This window comes from Finegoldia sp. BIOML-A4 (assembly GCF_009679635.1).
Classification (GTDB): domain Bacteria; phylum Bacillota; class Clostridia; order Tissierellales; family Peptoniphilaceae; genus Finegoldia; species Finegoldia magna.
Genome location: NZ_WKZC01000011.1, coordinates 18,101 through 33,375 on the forward strand (window position 1 = coordinate 18,101; position 15,275 = coordinate 33,375).

General features: G+C 34.0%; 18 protein-coding genes. 2 read left to right on the plus strand and 16 right to left on the minus strand.

Annotated elements, in window-relative coordinates; genetic code table 11:
• The 3 genes from GKG01_RS07770 to GKG01_RS07780 all read right to left on the minus strand — a co-directional run bounded on the left by GKG01_RS07770 (position 1) and on the right by GKG01_RS07780 (position 5,427).
• The gene (locus GKG01_RS07770) at positions 1–789 is read right to left on the minus strand and encodes a DnaJ domain-containing protein (protein WP_154271979.1); all 789 of its coding nucleotides are present in this window, start codon (positions 787–789) and stop codon (positions 1–3) included.
• Positions 790–1,370: 581 nt separating this feature from the next.
• Positions 1,371–4,724 (minus strand): ABC transporter permease, encoded by a 3,354-nt coding sequence (locus GKG01_RS07775; RefSeq protein ID WP_154271980.1) that lies wholly within the window; start codon positions 4,722–4,724, stop codon positions 1,371–1,373.
• A 1-nt stretch (position 4,725) separates the two neighbouring features.
• Positions 4,726–5,427: an ABC transporter ATP-binding protein gene (locus tag GKG01_RS07780; protein ID WP_154271981.1), complete on the minus strand. Its 702-nt coding sequence runs from the start codon at positions 5,425–5,427 to the stop codon at positions 4,726–4,728.
• A 111-nt stretch (positions 5,428–5,538) separates the two neighbouring features.
• Here GKG01_RS07780 and GKG01_RS07785 point away from each other — a divergent pair, with 111 nt between their 5' ends.
• Entirely contained in the window at positions 5,539–6,084 is a 546-nt protein-coding gene (locus GKG01_RS07785; protein WP_154271982.1) for a TetR/AcrR family transcriptional regulator, read from the plus strand.
• A gap of 28 nt (positions 6,085–6,112) precedes the next feature.
• On the opposite strand, the gene GKG01_RS07790 is transcribed toward GKG01_RS07785, so the two are convergent.
• From GKG01_RS07790 to GKG01_RS07820, 7 genes are all read right to left on the minus strand, one after another.
• Positions 6,113–6,655, minus strand: a complete 543-nt coding sequence (locus tag GKG01_RS07790) for a flavin reductase (protein WP_154271983.1) — start codon at positions 6,653–6,655, stop codon at positions 6,113–6,115.
• A 24-nt stretch (positions 6,656–6,679) separates the two neighbouring features.
• Positions 6,680–7,192 (minus strand): nitroreductase family protein, encoded by a 513-nt coding sequence (locus GKG01_RS07795; protein ID WP_154271984.1) that lies wholly within the window; start codon positions 7,190–7,192, stop codon positions 6,680–6,682.
• Between the two features lie 121 nt (positions 7,193–7,313).
• Entirely contained in the window at positions 7,314–7,535 is a 222-nt protein-coding gene (locus tag GKG01_RS07800; protein ID WP_094206192.1) for a hypothetical protein, read from the minus strand.
• Between the two features lie 108 nt (positions 7,536–7,643).
• Entirely contained in the window at positions 7,644–7,844 is a 201-nt protein-coding gene (locus tag GKG01_RS07805) for a cold-shock protein (protein WP_035108999.1), read from the minus strand.
• 198 nt (positions 7,845–8,042) lie between these two features.
• Positions 8,043–8,522 (minus strand): pyridoxamine 5'-phosphate oxidase family protein, encoded by a 480-nt coding sequence (locus GKG01_RS07810; protein ID WP_154271985.1) that lies wholly within the window; start codon positions 8,520–8,522, stop codon positions 8,043–8,045.
• 1 nt (position 8,523) lies between these two features.
• Complete coding sequence (locus tag GKG01_RS07815) at positions 8,524–9,201, minus strand: DNA alkylation repair protein (protein WP_154271986.1); 678 nt, start codon at positions 9,199–9,201, stop codon at positions 8,524–8,526.
• On the minus strand, positions 9,188–9,493 hold the full coding sequence (locus GKG01_RS07820) for a hypothetical protein (RefSeq protein ID WP_154271987.1): 306 nt from the start codon (positions 9,491–9,493) through the stop codon (positions 9,188–9,190). The genes GKG01_RS07815 and GKG01_RS07820 overlap by 14 nt, the downstream gene beginning before the upstream one ends.
• A gap of 70 nt (positions 9,494–9,563) precedes the next feature.
• Here GKG01_RS07820 and GKG01_RS07825 point away from each other — a divergent pair, with 70 nt between their 5' ends.
• The gene (locus GKG01_RS07825; protein ID WP_154271988.1) at positions 9,564–10,472 is read left to right on the plus strand and encodes a YegS/Rv2252/BmrU family lipid kinase; all 909 of its coding nucleotides are present in this window, start codon (positions 9,564–9,566) and stop codon (positions 10,470–10,472) included.
• Between the two features lie 297 nt (positions 10,473–10,769).
• Here GKG01_RS07825 and GKG01_RS07830 read toward each other — a convergent pair whose 3' ends face one another.
• The 6 genes from GKG01_RS07830 to GKG01_RS07855 all read right to left on the minus strand — a co-directional run bounded on the left by GKG01_RS07830 (position 10,770) and on the right by GKG01_RS07855 (position 15,254).
• Positions 10,770–11,348, minus strand: a complete 579-nt coding sequence (locus tag GKG01_RS07830; RefSeq protein ID WP_154271989.1) for a LemA family protein — start codon at positions 11,346–11,348, stop codon at positions 10,770–10,772.
• A 9-nt stretch (positions 11,349–11,357) separates the two neighbouring features.
• Entirely contained in the window at positions 11,358–12,311 is a 954-nt protein-coding gene (locus tag GKG01_RS09310; protein ID WP_347233100.1) for a DUF3137 domain-containing protein, read from the minus strand.
• A gap of 173 nt (positions 12,312–12,484) precedes the next feature.
• Entirely contained in the window at positions 12,485–12,727 is a 243-nt protein-coding gene (locus tag GKG01_RS07840; RefSeq protein WP_154271990.1) for a DUF2700 domain-containing protein, read from the minus strand.
• Between the two features lie 288 nt (positions 12,728–13,015).
• Positions 13,016–13,675 carry an ABC transporter ATP-binding protein gene (locus GKG01_RS07845; RefSeq protein ID WP_094206200.1) on the minus strand — a complete coding sequence of 220 codons (660 nt, stop codon included), beginning with the start codon at positions 13,673–13,675 and terminating at the stop codon, positions 13,016–13,018.
• A complete protein-coding gene (locus GKG01_RS07850; RefSeq protein ID WP_154271991.1) occupies positions 13,676–14,863 on the minus strand; it encodes an FtsX-like permease family protein in 1,188 nt (395 codons plus the stop codon). It lies immediately after the preceding gene.
• On the minus strand, positions 14,853–15,254 hold the full coding sequence (locus tag GKG01_RS07855) for a DUF4418 family protein (RefSeq protein WP_154271992.1): 402 nt from the start codon (positions 15,252–15,254) through the stop codon (positions 14,853–14,855). The genes GKG01_RS07850 and GKG01_RS07855 overlap by 11 nt, the downstream gene beginning before the upstream one ends.
• Between the last annotated feature and the right edge of the window lie 21 nt (positions 15,255–15,275).

Below are 15,275 nucleotides of genomic sequence, written 5' to 3' on the forward strand. Positions count from 1 at the left end.
TTATTCCTCTTTCAGAAAGTTTTCGATTTCTTCGGTGTATATTTGTATTTCATAAGAATACCTGTCGAACATTTCGTTAAGTTCCTTGTATCGTTCGATGGTTTTTTCTTTGTTTACCAATGTTTCTTTTAATATATATGGATAAGTCGATTTGATTTCTTGAATTTGTGAGGTGAGTTTGTCAACTAATTTGGTGAGTCTTTGTTTTTCTTCAAGGGAATTTTCAACTGTGATTGATTTATCCTCCAATGATATTTCTATCATTTGTAATTCAAGCAAGTTCCCGTTTTCGTAGCATTCTACAACCTTGTTGAAAAGTTCCTTTTCGTATTCTGTGACATTGGGATTCATGTCCGGATGTAGTTTTTTAATTAGTTTTCTGTAGAGCGATTTTAGTTCCTTATCTTCCTCAGCGGATAATCGCGGTAACCCTTGGCGAATTTTCGCATCTTCGATTTCTCCAAGCTTAGCGTTAAGTATCTTGTAGAATTCCTCTAATTCTTTCTCAAGTTGTTCGTCAATCGTATCCAAATCAATAGGCTCGTTGTGATTGCGAGAAGTTATAATTAATTCCAGCTTTCTTTTCAGCCTGCGATACTCACATTCCGCTTCATAGACCTTGTATTCAAGCTTTCCGAATTTCAGAACGTATTCAGCTTCAATATTCTTGCATTCATGAAACAACAAATTATCGCGTTCAAGTAAAAGCATCGACACAGACACTCTGAGCTTGTCGAGCTCATCGTCATATTTATCATTGTAATCCACCTTAACGATTTTTTTAATCATAGCCTTCTCCCCCGATAATTTCTTTAGTTTATTTTACCACAATATTGGTGATTTTGGAGTGTGGGGTGAAATGTTGTTAGTGTTTTGAGTGAAAAAAAAAGATAAGAAAATTTGGCTGAATTAATTAGCAATAAAATAAACAAAAAAGATCGTAGCTAAATGAGTCATCTGGAGAAAATTGTGCAAAATTCAATCGAAAAAATCCGGCTAAAATTTGACCGCGTAAGCAAAGCGTGCTTCAAATTTTAGGATTTTGAGATTAGAATTATCCAATTTTTGTAAGCCAGACGAATGTAATACGACTTTTCTTGTTTTGTAGTTATTGAAAAAAGTAGATTTCCGTGTAAACACGGTTTTCTTCCTCTCTCCCCTCCCTTTTTATAGAATTGAAAAAAGTAGATTACCATGTTTGCTAAGAATATCATATGGAGAAAATATTTATAAATTCAAGCGAAGCAATCCGTTAAGAAATCGCACTGTTTGAGCTTCAGCGAGTTTGCGATTTTAGGATTGCTAGCTTAGAATTTATCTATTTTCGTAATCTAGATATTCGTGCAAATATGGTTTTCTACTTACTATAACTAATCTACTGATTTTAATGCTTCAAGCATATCTACTTTTTTCAATTTGTGGTTGACTATTACTCCCAGTGCGTAAAGTATAACAATTACTAAAATCACTGGTAGGATGTATACCCACACTTCGATGTTTGGGTTGAAAAATATTTCCGCTGGTGCAACTTTTTCGAGGATTACTTTGTGAAGTATTTTCCCACCAAATATTCCAGCGATTATTCCAATAATCGACAAGCAGATTGTCTCACGATAGATGTACATGGTTACTTCATTGTTGAAAAATCCCAATACTTTTATCGTGGATAATTCTCTGATTCTTTCTGCTACGTTGATGTTGGTCAAGTTATACAGAATTACTATTGCAAGTAATAGCGACATTATAGTTAGCACTGTCATTACTTTCGTGAGCGAGTTGGTCATCGTTTCAACTTGGATGATGACGTTGGTGTTTTGTGACACGGCTTTGATTCCGTTTGACGCCATGAATTTCGCTGTGATTTTTTCGACGTTTGTTTTTGATTTGTCTTTGAGGGCAATGAAGTAGCTGTTGTTTGTCGGTTTATCATTTGTAATTTTCGCAAAATAATCATCACTCATGAAGATAAAATGTCCAGCGTACATTTTGGTGATTTGTGCGATTTTGAATTTTCTATCTTGGTTTGCGATTTTCAGCGTTATGGTGTCGCCTGTATTCACTTTCATCAAATCGGCTAGTTTCTGCGATATAACTATGCCGTCATTCGTTATTTTGAGTGCGTCTTCGGAGTTTTTGTGTTCCAAATTGATATATGGCGAAAATGTGTCGGCTTGTGTGACTAGCATGGTTATTGTTTGTTCGTCTTCAATTTCCGGGATGTTTTTCGTTATATTTTCAAAGTGGATTGGAATGTAGCCCTGAATATCATCTGATTTTAATAATTGATCGATTTTTGCTTGTTCTTTTTCTGTGACGAAATCTTTCTTAGCAACTACTGCATCGTATTGTATGATTTGTCCGTATTGTTTGGTTTGGATGCCTTTAATTGATGATGAGATTCCTAGTCCTGCAAATAATAGTGCGACAGACCCTGCAACTCCAAATATCGTCATGAACATTCTTTGCTTGTATCTGAAGATATTTCTGGCTGTGACTTTTTGCGTGAATGTCATTCTACTCCACAATGGTGTGATTTTTTCCATGAAAATCTTGGAGCCTTTTGTCGGTGGTTTTGGAAGTAAGAGCTGTGCTGATGTTTCTCTTAGTTCTTTGACCGAGATGTAAACCGCTGGCAACACGCTGCAAATTATCGCGAATAGAACTGATAGTCCGAGTATTTTTAATGAAAAATAGTACTTGACTGGTGGTATGGTCATATTTGCCAAAAGCGACGTGCACAAAATGTACGGAAGTGCGTACGTTCCAAGTAGCGTTCCCAAAATCGTGCCCAATCCTCCGGAGATTAGCCCGTACAACACGAATTTCTTGATGACATCAGTATCATTGTAGCCCAATGCCTTCAGAATTCCTGCATTGTTTCGTTCTTCTTGGACAAATCTTGTCATTGTCGTGACTGTTACTAGCGCTGCGACAAGATACAAGACTACCGGGAATAAGTTACTTACTTTCGTAATTCCCGATGATGTCGTTTCGACCATTTTGATTCCGTCGCCACCCGGCATTGTCCTTCTCGTGTATGTCGAATATTCAGGAAGCGACAATCCGTCGATTTCGATTTGCGCATCGTGAATTTTGGATTCTGCGTCTTGGATTTTGTCGTCGGCTTTTTTCTTTTCATTTTCAAATTCTTTTTTATTGTCGTCGAGTTCTTTTTGTGACGAGGAAATTTTGTTAAGTCCTTCTTGGATTTGTTTTTTTGATGAATTCAGCTGTATTATTCCATTCTTGTATTTTGTTTTGGAAGCGTTAAGCTGATTTCTTCCAGCGTCATACTTAGCAACAGATTTTTGATAGAGCTTCTTCTTTTCGTATAGTTTAGTTTGTGCTGTGTCGAATTCATCAATTTTTTTCATTCCGGCTTTGTATTGTTGAATTCCCTGATTGTACTTCGCCAACCCTTGGTTGTACTGAGCTTCGGATTGTTGTATCATTTTAGATTGTTCTGCGATTGAACTTTCAGCTTGTTGGATTTCTGGAACAATTTCAGGATTTATTCCCTGTTTTTTGAGTTCTGCTTTCTTTTGTTCAAGGTTTTGTTTTGCTTGTTGTAGCTTTGCTTTTCCTTGTTGGATTTGGGCGTTTGATGAATCAAGCTTTGCTTTTGTAGCATCAAGGGTTGTTTTTGATTGTGATAACTTCTTTCTGTTTGCTTCGACTTCTTTTTTCTTAGAATCCAACTGTTTTTGTCCGTTGTTAAGCTGAACTTTCGCATCGTCTAATTGTTTCTTGGTTGCTTGAAGACGACTTTCTGCTGATTCGATTTGGTATTTTGAATTCTTGATTACGGACTCCTTGTCTGCGATTTGTTTTTGTGCCGATACTAGTTTTGCTTTTTCGTCGTCGATTTTCTTTTGTCCGTCGGATAATTTCTTCTCTGCATCAGTTATTTCTTTTTTTGCATCTTCGATTTTCTTCTTGGATTTTGCGATTTTGTCGTTTGCCTTGGATTTGATTTCTTCGAGTCGTTGTTTGCCGTTATCTTTCAGTATTTCATCGAGTTGTTTCTGATGTTTGTCGACTTTTCTGGTGTATTCAGAGTCTGTATAATTAAGCCCACGTACATCGTGAAAGCGTGCACGTGCAATAGTGTAGACGTCTGTGTCGAAGTTGTCTGATGTTACTACTGCGTATCCTTCCAAGTTTCCAGATCCCGCAGAAGAATTTCCCAAAGCTGTCTTGGAGATTATTTCCGTAGAATTGACGAATCCCGTTACTGTGAATTCTTCTTTTTTCAAAATCTTACTGTCTTCGTCTTTTTCTTTGAATTTGATTGTATCTCCGATTTTGTATTTAGTTTTGTATTGATCGGTAAGTGCTATGTCTCCGACTTTTTGTGGAAATTTGCCACTTACTAGCTCGAACTTAGATATGTTTTTAGTATTAGAAAATATTCTGAATGATGTTGGCGTGTCATTTATCGTCGCATCTGAGAAATATCCGTACTCAACGTCTGCGATGTTTTTGATTTGGTCGATCTCCTTCGCATCATTTGTCGTTATTCCGTAATCGCTGATGACATTGACATCAGACAAATTATAATCTTCGTAGTATTTGTTAGCCGATTTGTCGATGTCAGGACCTGTGACTTTGAGAGCTACAAGTGTCATGGATCCAAGCATCATCAACAACATTATCGACAAAAATCGTCCCTTAGATTCTATAAACGATTTAAAAATCGTCTTGTTTAATGTTTTCTTCTTCATTTTAGTATTCCAACGTTTCTATGTTTTGTGGATTTGAATTCAATACGACATCGCGAATTTTCGAGTCGTGCATGTGAATAACTCTGTCTGCAATCGGAGCCAACGCTTGGTTGTGCGTAACGATAACAACGGTCGCTCCTTCTTTTCTAACCATATCTTGCAAGATTTTCAAAACTTGCTTGCCTGTGTGATAATCGAGAGCCCCAGTTGGTTCGTCACACAAAAGTAGCTTGGGATTTTTCGCAACTGCACGTGCGATTGCGACACGTTGTTGCTCTCCTCCGGATAATTGTGCTGGAAAATTGTCAATTCTCTCTCCAAGGCCAACTGATTTTAAAACTTCTGTTGCATCAAGCGCATCTTTTACGATTTCAGATGCTAGCTCGACGTTTTCTTTGGCGGTTAGATTGGGAACAAGATTGTAGAATTGAAACACAAATCCAACGTCATTTCTTCTGTAATTTGTGAGTTCTTTTTCGTTGAATGTGCTGATGTCCTTGCCATCTATGAGGACATTTCCTTCATCGTTTGTATCCATTCCGCCGAGAATATTTAAGACGGTTGATTTGCCCGCTCCTGATGAGCCGAGAATAATCGCCAATTCTCCTTTTTCTATTTCAAACGATATGTCGTTATTTGCAATTATTTCAGATTGTCCTGATTTATAGCGTTTATAGCTGTTTTTCATTTCAATATATGCCATGTTTCACCTCTTAAATAAACAATGTGTTGATTTATCTTATAAATTATTTTATATTAAAAGTAGAATTGTAACAAAACAATAGTGAACAGTTTGTTGATTTAAGGAGATTTTATGATTAGAGAAACAGATACCAGGGACAAATTAAAAAAAGCGTTGACGATTTTGTTGAACGAAAAAAGTTTGAACGATATTTCTGTGAGCGAATTGACGAAAGAGGCTCATATCAATCGTGGAACTTTTTATTTGCACTACGATGATAAAATGGATTTGGTGGATAATTTGGTGGAGGAAATCTTCGAGGAATTGAAGGAGATTTTGACGTCGGAAAAGGTCGGCAGCAAATATTCTTACGATATCATCAAAAAAGTTATCGATTATGTAAAGGATGATTTCGATTTTATTTACGCGTTGACGATGAATAGCTACAACTACATCAACGATATGTTGAGGAAGTTTTTGTTGGCGTTGATTGAAACACTTCCGGAGTTGAAGCATTCGATTGACAATCATCCGTTCTTGCCGAAAGATTATTCTACGGAGGTTTTTTTGTCGTTGAATTCGGGAATTATTTTACATTGGATTAGAAAAGGTGGCGTGGAAAGTACGGAAGAATTGGCAAATTATTTCTATCAAGTGAGCAATTTAAAAACGACTTAGCCATCAATGTGACTGAGTCGTTTTACGATTAATCTTCAATTATATAACTGTCGACTATTTCTCCGAAATATGTGATGTGAAAATCCTTGTTGGAGCCAGGATTTGTGCTATCGACATCTTGTGGGTAATTTCTTTTCAAAATATCGTCTGGAAGTAGGGACAAATCCTGTTCTTGACGATAAAGAAGTTTGCATTCAATAGTTAAAGGAAGTTCTTTGATTCCATTTACAGAAATAGTTTCTGGCTCAACGAGTGTGAGATTCGCTTCTTCTACTTTATCAACATCTCTTCCACTTTGACTGCCACAAACTTTCATGACTTTTTTGTCGTAGGAGCCGATTGGAACGCTGATTGTGAATTCTGGATTTGCATCCAATAATTCTCTTGTAAATCTTCCTTCTCTAACGTAGCAAACAAACACTGGCTTGTTCCAATTGTAGCCAATAGTTCCCCATGCAATCGCCATGCTGTTGAATTTGCCGTTTGCTTTCGTGTTCAAAAATATTCCTTTCGGTAGTTCCTTGACAATGTCTGATGCGTAGTCCATTACGTCGATTTTTCTTTTGTTCATTAGTTTTCCTTTCGTTTTGTTAATTTAAATAAATTTTACTGTTTCTGACAAATCTTTTCTTTTGTCGTGAAGTGGATTGATTTCAGAATCTTCTGCAGGATATCCAAGGTCTAGCATCATTAGCACTTCTTCTTGTGCAGGAAGACGGAACTTCTTGTGTGTGATGTCTGGATCCAAGAAATTAATCCAGCAACTTTCCAATCCTTGATTTTTTGCTGCTAACATCAAATGAGTAGCGACGATGGATGCATCTTCAATTCCAGAATCTCTTCTATCGCCAGGATATGTAAACACGTTTGTCTTATCAAATGTTACAAGCAAAACTGTACTTGCTCCATATCTACAAGGTGTCACTTCGTCGACTTTCTTCAAGTTTTTTTCTGATTGTATTACATAAATATGATGTTCTTGCAAGTTTTTCGCTGTTGGGGCTAGTCTTCCAGCTTCCAAAATCTTGTCCAATTTTTCCTTTTCTACCTTTTTGTCGCTATATTTTTTGCAAGAATATCGATTTTTGATTACTTCTTCAAAATCCATACTATTCCTCCCGTAATTTTTAAAAATCTAATACTAATATATCACATTTATGAGATTTTGTAATATTTTGACAAACAAAAAACCAGTACACATTTTCACGCGTACTGGAATATCCTATTAATTACTTTTGTTGAGTGAAGTTGTTGAAAACTTCTGTCAATTTTTGTTTTACATCTTCAGGGATTTGACCTTCTGATTCTTCAACTTTTTTGTAAAGATCAGGGTGTTGTTCTTTTACTTTGTTTACAATTTCTGATAGTGCACTACCTTGTAAAAATCCCGGTAATTTGTTCTTCAATTCTTCTGGAATTAAATCCATAATTTTTTGTTCTGTGTTTGCCATTGTTAATCCTTTCTTGATTTAAAATTATTTCGACGTTCCTACAGTACATTTATACCCACATTTGAACAAATTAAAAAGGTCCAACCAAAATGATTGAACCTTGTTGTATTATAATTTAACTACGTTAACTGCTCTGTCGCCTTTTTCAGAAGCTTCAACATCGTAGGAAACTTTTTGTCCTTCTTCTAATGTTCTGAATCCTTCTTGTTGGATTGCACTTTGGTGAACAAAAATGTCCTTGTTGTCTTCTCCTGTGATAAATCCGAATCCTTTAGTAGAATTAAACCATTTAACTGTTCCGTTACTCATAATATCCTCCTCGTTATTCCGCAGAATAACCGTACCACTGTACATTTTTATTTTTTGTGATAACTAATTAATTTAAGAGAATAAAATATTTTACAAAACTTTGATTCACTACCTTAATTACTTACTACTTTTTCAGTATACAACTTAAAAGTTATACTGTCAAGCATTTTTGATTAATAGTCTTTGTGTTTTATAAGTTTATCTTTTCATTTCTTTATGCTTCGCAGTCATAGATGTGACTGTTAATTTAAAAACTCTAGTTCTTGGAATTGCTTTTGGATTGAATTCAAAATGTTTTGTATGATATTTATCAGTCATCACGGTCAACGCTCTGAATTTTTCCTCAGCATCTGTCACATATTCTACGACTCCTTTTCCCATTATGCTCGAATAATTCATCGTGCAGTATCCTATTTTTCTATCAGAATACAAATCATGACCTGTGTCCATCTCGAAAGATGCCTTGTTGTTTTTGTCTATGAGTTCGTATTTGTATCCTTCCAACGCTCCATGAAAATACAACACCAAATCATCATCAATCACTTCATACCCAAAATTCAGCGGCAAAATATACGGATAGCCATCATCATCCACAAGCCCAAGCCTTACGACATCACACCAATCTATTATCTTCAATTGTTCCTCAAAACTTGTAATTTCACGATCTTTTCTTCGCATCTTATCTCCTTTTCTTTAACGATTTTAGATATTGTTTTTGTTCTGGTGTTATTCTGAAACTTTCCCTCGCTTTTTGAATGGTTTTATCGTGTGTCCAACTCTCCAGCAAATTATCTTCCAGCACGAATATAACATCGTCCCATTGTTTTGCCAATGCTGTCGCGAAAAACCACGCAACCATCATATTTACATAGTATTCTTCGCTTCTGATATCAGTCGCTATTTTCAAATACTCTACCTTGAACTCATCATCCAAGAAATATTTCATCAACAGGCAAATCGCCACTCTAATGGTGTAAGTGTGAGAGGATTGTGCCCACAATTTTATTTTTCCGATTAATTTATCGGTATTTTTGGTGAAAATTTTTGGCGAAATACAATCGCATACTGCCCAATTATCTATAAACGGAAGAAATTTTTCCAGGTGATTGATACAATCGTCGTAACTTTTCATATTAGAAATCATAATAGAATGAAGCATATTTTCTTCGTAGTATGTGTGTGGCAAATCTTTCATGAAAATTTGTGCCTGTTTTTCATCTATTTTCTTGGCTAATTTTCTCAAATCAGGCATTCTAACTCCAATTATCGTTGACTTGTCGATATTAGGAATTAGTTTTGCTTGAAAATCACGATATTTAAAATCTTGTAGAGATTTAAGTTCATTAATTATTTTCATTTTTATTTCCAATCAAAGTATAAATCTTATAACCAACGCTTACAGTCATCAAAATTCCAAATACAAAAAGCTTTACTGCAACTGACGAATTTCCTTGTTTGAAATATCCGTAACCTGCCCAGTACAGCAAGACTGTGACGATAGTAGCAATTATCCAAAAAATCACCACTAATATTTTGTAAATTTTGTTGAGCGTCGGATTGTCTTTTCTATTTCTAAAAATTCTTTCGAATAATGCTATAAGTCCTACAACTATCAGCACGTAAATTATATTATAAACAAATTTATTCATGACATCATCCTTTTTGTAAAATTCTATGTACAGCAATTTATGTTTATATTATAATATGAATGGTGATTAAATGAAATACGTGTTTTTGTTGAGTAGCAAGGCTGGAGCAGGCTCATTCTCAGAGTTAGAGCACTCAATTGTGAAGTGTTACTCAAGCAATAATTTGAAATATACAATAATAAAAACAGAACACAAAAACCACGCCTGTGAAATCGTTCAAAAATATTGTGATTGTTCGGACGTCGTTTTGTATGTGTGTTCAGGAGATGGAACATTAAACGAAGTAATAAATAAAATGAAAGAAATCAATGCTAAGTTCAGCGTGGGACTTATTCCATTGGGAACAGCGAATGATTTTTCTAAGAATTTCGATTATTCAAACTTCAAAATCGAAAACACAATCAAGCCCGTTATCGACGATATCGATTTAATCAAAGTCAATGGAAGATATTGTGTGAACGTGCTAAGTTTCGGTTTTGATACAGTGATTTTAAATTCTGCATATAATTTGTTGAAGAAAAACCCAAAACTCAGGGCAAATGCATACCCTCTTGCCGTTTTTCAAAATATATTTAAAATTCCAAAATACAAGCTGGAATCTAGTACAAGTAACGGACAAAACGGAGATGTGAATTTGAAAGGATATTATCTTTTAGGAGCCATTTGCAATGGTGGTTTCTACGGAGGAGGGTTCAATCCTTCACCATATGCAAATTTGACCGATGGAGTGTTGGAAATGTGCTTGGCAGAAACAATGCCATTGTACAAGATAATTCCTTTGATTTTCAAATACAAAAAAGGTGCTCATCTGTCACATCCCCTTATTCATTTTCAAAAATTGACTAAAGGAAGTATCAAATTCGAAAAGGAATTAATGGTCAACGTCGATGGAGAAATCTTCACGACTGATTTCTTGGATTTTGAAGTTATTTCAAAAGCATTGCGATTTGCTAAAGTTTGCGATTATAGGAAGAAATAAAGTTTTTGTCACGGATATGATACAATATCTGTGACAAAGGAGAATTTAAAATTACTCATTAAAAAATCAGAGCTTTTTAATCAGCTCTGATTTTTGTGTGTTATTTTATAAGATTTTTTAATGAATCAACATTTTCTTGTGGAACATATTTTTCTCCATCCACAAATATACATCTCTTACCTTAAGACTTGTAATTTCATACATTATTCTCTGTACTACCCTTCTTTTTTTACTCAAAAAAAACTTCCAAGATCGTTACAATCCCAGAAGTTATCCCCTATATTTTTACCTATTCAATTATTTTACATCATAGTCGAATTCATTTATTGACCTTTTGACGTCTATGTTTTGTTCTTTAAGAAATTCCATTTCTTTCAACCCTTTAGATTTTGCGACAACTGATTTTGGAAAAGACACGATTTCTTGGTTTATTATGCTGATATTGTTGTTTACGATTCTTTTTGCAGCGGCTAATTGTTCATTTTCGTCGCTAATTTCATCTTGTAGATTGATGAATTCTTGTGACGATTTAAGATCCGGGTAGGCTTCTGCAAGTGCAAATATTTTGCTGATTTCACGGTCTTGATTTTGTATTGCGGAGTTGAATTCTTTGATATTTGCATTTTGTCGAAGCTTAATTACATCCGAAAAAGTTGAGCTTTCATGTTTTGCGTATGATTTGGCTACTTTTATCATTTCACAAATTGTGTCGTATCTTTTGGCTAATGCTATATCCACGTTTTTCTTGGATTCGTCTATAACGACTTTGTATCGGTTAAATCTATTCGATGTTTTTACCCACCAAATTAATACTATAAAAATGATTAATGCAATTATTCCAATTGCTGTGAATTCCGAATTTAAAAATCTGTCCATAATTTCTCCTTATAATTTTTCACCTATTATATCTATTAAAGAGTAAAATCCTGATAATTTTTCTCTAACTTTTTCGTATTCTGTTGAAAGCGACAATTCATCAACTTGTTTTTTCGTTTGTGGTAATGCAAATAAAAACACATTCGATTCGAATGATACGGAGATGTATTGTTCATTCATGTATAAGCACACTCTCATTTTTTCTTTCCAATCGTTCAATAACTCTATAATTTTAGGATCTAGAATTAATCTTGTGTAGAAATCATCTGTTGAATATATTGCGTATGAGTTGTTGAATTCCAGGGATTCCGTCTCAATTCCTTTTTCTATTTTTGTTTTCTTGCCGTAGTTTCCATGATTTCTAAACCCAAGTACTTTACCTTTTTTTATGGGTACTACTCTTATGTGTCCATTTATTTTAGTGTCAAATTTGGCCATCAAAACCTGTCCACAAAAATCGATAATTTGTCGTGTGTGTCCTTCGCTATCTTCAGTTTCTGTATATGCTTGCATATTGGAAAACTCTGTTTTGTAATCATCACCAAATACTATGTGGCAGTTTCCAAAATAATACTGAGAATCAGGAACCAGCCTTTTCATTACTTTCACATCAATTTTCTTAGAATAATCAATTGTTGTATCCGGCAAGATTTCATTCAACACTGGTAATAGGAAATTATCAATGTAGGAGTTTGCAAGTTCATTTCTTCGTTGTTTTGAATATTTGTTCCAAAAATACACTATAGCAGCCATTACAAGAAGCGAATAAATATCTAGCATCGCTCTTAATGCAATAAATCCGAATATGGCACCTATAACTAATACAAATGGATTAATGATGTTATTCTTCATTCCATTTTTTACTGAATGTAGTTTTGATTGCATTTGTGGAGAATTTTCTATTTGTTTAATTCGTTTTACGATTTCGGGATTGGTAAATTTATCCCTGTATTTTTTCCTCACTGCTTTTCCTTTCACTCACTTTAATTGCACGTGTATTTATTTATATTTATACCCGATTATTCGTGAAAAATAAGCTATTTATACTAATTTTTGATATTTTTACAAATATTTTACACATATTTATTGTGTACACAAAAAAGACACCTTCTTACTGGTGTCTTCTACGTATAAATTTATTTTTTTGTTATGCTCATTCCTATAACCATACCCAAAAGCATACCGATCGATATAAAAGTCGCGATGTTGTCTTTCCCAAAAGCAGTTCCGAAACCCGCGCCTAGCATCATTCCTAACGCCATTCCAAGTGACATATAATTATCATCGGATTTATCTGATTGCTTTTTCGATTTTTTGATGACGATTAGGACTAATATCACTACTATAATCAAAGGTAAAAGTATTTTAAATATTTCCATATCTTCTCCTTATTATAAACCTTTCTTGAAACAAGTAATACTGTTTGATTCTTAATCTAATTGTAGAATTTCTTTAAATTCTTCTAATTCGTCTTCATTTTGGTTTTGCCGCATTTTCGTGGCCATTTTTATGACAATAAGTGAATCTTTTTGTGTAGATTCTAATATTTTCATTTATTTTACCTTTTTCTCTCAATTAGATTTTATTCTTAGTAAATTAACTTGTCAATGATCACAATAAAAAAACTGACCTTCTAAGTCTTATAACTTTTGAAGATCAGTTATATTTTATTCAGATAAATTTTTCCCCGATAATTTGTACACTTTTTTCGCTCTGTTTTTGAGTCTTGAATCGTGTGTTACACATATTAGTGTTGTTTTTTTGTTCAATTCATCGAGCAAGTCCAAGAATTTGTCGACGTATTCTTCATCCAAGTTAGCTGTTGGTTCATCTAGTATTAATAGCTCTGGTTCATTAATTAACGCCCTTAGAATCATTAATTTTTTGATTTCTCCCCCAGATAAGTTCTTAGCGCTGTTTAGTTGAAGAAGTTCTTCCATGTCGTATTTTTTGATGAATTTCTCATAATCAAAATTATCCACGCCTGAAATGTCTGCTTTCATTTCCAAGTTTTCCTTAACTGTTAGCGCTGGAAATACTATCAAATCTTGTGGTACAAATGATATTTTCTTGGAGCGAAGATCAGATATTTCTTCATCTGTAAAATCTTTTACTTCTTTGGAGAAAACTTGTACGCTTCCTTCATCGTAATTTAAAAAACCTAAAATCACATTTAGAAGTGTACTTTTACCTGCGCCACTTGCTCCGACTATCGCGATATAGTCATTTTCATTTACAGTTAGGTTTACATCTTTTAGTACTTCGTTTTTTCTATCAGAATTGATAAGGTAGCTTTTTGATAAATTTTGTATTTTCAATATTTCCATCTAATTACCTCTCAATGTTAGCGCTAATTCGTCTTTGGATATTTTGATTACGTTGAATATTTGCGTGATTAAGGCAATTACAACTACAACTAATAATGTTATCGCCGAAATAATTAGTATTTCTTTTGCATTAACGCTCATAAATGCCAAGTCCAAAGATTTCTCGATTTGACCGGAGAATAGCTTCACTGTGAGTATGGATAATCCAATTCCTATTACTGCCCCAATAAATGATAGTACTACTGAGTATTTTAGGATAATGGATTTTAGTTTACTCTTTGTTATACCAAGTATTCTAAGTGTTGCCATTTGTTTTTCTTTGTCTTTGAAATCAACTGTAAATATCGAAATTAATACGATTATTGCCATTATCAATGTAAATGTTAGTAGTATTTTCAAATATTTCATAAGAGAGAACATTTCTTTGGATAGATTGTCTACGAAGTTTTTGTTCATGACAACCATAGTGTGTGTACCTCTAAGTGATTTCATAAGGTTAACTGTTAATTGTTCACTATCTGCATTATCTTGTTTTTTTATTAAAATTGAAGATATTTCAGAATTTGGAACGTATTTTTGTGGATGAACTTTAACAGAATCTTGTAGCATTTTCTTCGCCGTATCAAAATTCATGAATATTGCATTATCAAATCCAAGACCAGTTTTCATTAATTTTGATTTCACTTTGTATTTTTTGCCGAAAAAAGTCAATGTGTTTGCATCAACTACACTCACATTATTTCCGATTAAAATTTCTCCGTCTTTCAATTCCTTTACATCTTGTTTCATCCAAGGTTTAATTGTAAAGTCCTTTTCAAAATCAATTCCTATAGCTTGGACAGGGAATGAACAACAAGATTCTTGAAGAGTCGCAATGTACAATTGTGGAGCTGCTTGTTTTACTCCTTTGACTTTTTGTACTTTATCAAGCACATCATTTTTCATGTAGAACTCAGAAGGTTTACCAGATACGAATAATGCTTCCTGTTCTTTGCCACTTTTTTCTGGAACAATCATCATATCTGCGCCCAATCTTTGTTTCATATTATCAATTGAATTGTTAAGTCCAATTGAAAAATACATGCTTACAAACAAAAGTGCAGACACTATCGCCATAATCAAAACTATTATAAATGTTCTGACAGGATTTGATGACATCCAGTTTTTAAGGTAAAGTTTATCTTTCATTGATACTCTTCTTCAATACCACAAGATAAGCTATTGAAATTATTGCAAGGATTATCGAGCAGATTGACACTGCTGGAATTGTCTTCATTTGACAAGCGGCACCTGCGTGTTTACAACCACCTATTACAAATTTTGCTAATAAGAATAAATCAATAGCTAAAACTGGAACTGCGATATTAATTCCCCATTCGATTTTTTCGTCTTTAATGATATATGCTATGATTAATAAAATCACGATACTTATTGCTATGACAAATACCGCATTTGACATGTGAAAGCATTTCATTGGCATTTTGCCTGGCATTACTTTGCATGGTTTTGCGATAACTTTTGGTATTAATGCTAAAATAACTGCCGCTACCAATTGTAAAATTTTCAAAATTTTCTTCATATTTTCCCTCTTAAATATTTA

Coding starts and splice junctions, on each gene's coding strand:
- GKG01_RS07770 (WP_154271979.1), bottom strand. CDS start 789: ATGATTAAAAAAATCGTTAAGGTGGATTACAATGATAAATATGACGAT.
- GKG01_RS07775 (WP_154271980.1), bottom strand. CDS start 4,724: ATGAAGAAGAAAACATTAAACAAGACGATTTTTAAATCGTTTATAGAA.
- GKG01_RS07780 (WP_154271981.1), bottom strand. CDS start 5,427: ATGGCATATATTGAAATGAAAAACAGCTATAAACGCTATAAATCAGGA.
- GKG01_RS07785 (WP_154271982.1), top strand. CDS start 5,539: ATGATTAGAGAAACAGATACCAGGGACAAATTAAAAAAAGCGTTGACG.
- GKG01_RS07790 (WP_154271983.1), bottom strand. CDS start 6,655: ATGAACAAAAGAAAAATCGACGTAATGGACTACGCATCAGACATTGTC.
- GKG01_RS07795 (WP_154271984.1), bottom strand. CDS start 7,192: ATGGATTTTGAAGAAGTAATCAAAAATCGATATTCTTGCAAAAAATAT.
- GKG01_RS07800 (WP_094206192.1), bottom strand. CDS start 7,535: ATGGCAAACACAGAACAAAAAATTATGGATTTAATTCCAGAAGAATTG.
- GKG01_RS07805 (WP_035108999.1), bottom strand. CDS start 7,844: ATGAGTAACGGAACAGTTAAATGGTTTAATTCTACTAAAGGATTCGGA.
- GKG01_RS07810 (WP_154271985.1), bottom strand. CDS start 8,522: ATGCGAAGAAAAGATCGTGAAATTACAAGTTTTGAGGAACAATTGAAG.
- GKG01_RS07815 (WP_154271986.1), bottom strand. CDS start 9,201: ATGAAAATAATTAATGAACTTAAATCTCTACAAGATTTTAAATATCGT.
- GKG01_RS07820 (WP_154271987.1), bottom strand. CDS start 9,493: ATGAATAAATTTGTTTATAATATAATTTACGTGCTGATAGTTGTAGGA.
- GKG01_RS07825 (WP_154271988.1), top strand. CDS start 9,564: ATGAAATACGTGTTTTTGTTGAGTAGCAAGGCTGGAGCAGGCTCATTC.
- GKG01_RS07830 (WP_154271989.1), bottom strand. CDS start 11,348: ATGGACAGATTTTTAAATTCGGAATTCACAGCAATTGGAATAATTGCA.
- GKG01_RS07840 (WP_154271990.1), bottom strand. CDS start 12,727: ATGGAAATATTTAAAATACTTTTACCTTTGATTATAGTAGTGATATTA.
- GKG01_RS07845 (WP_094206200.1), bottom strand. CDS start 13,675: ATGGAAATATTGAAAATACAAAATTTATCAAAAAGCTACCTTATCAAT.
- GKG01_RS07850 (WP_154271991.1), bottom strand. CDS start 14,863: ATGAAAGATAAACTTTACCTTAAAAACTGGATGTCATCAAATCCTGTC.
- GKG01_RS07855 (WP_154271992.1), bottom strand. CDS start 15,254: ATGAAGAAAATTTTGAAAATTTTACAATTGGTAGCGGCAGTTATTTTA.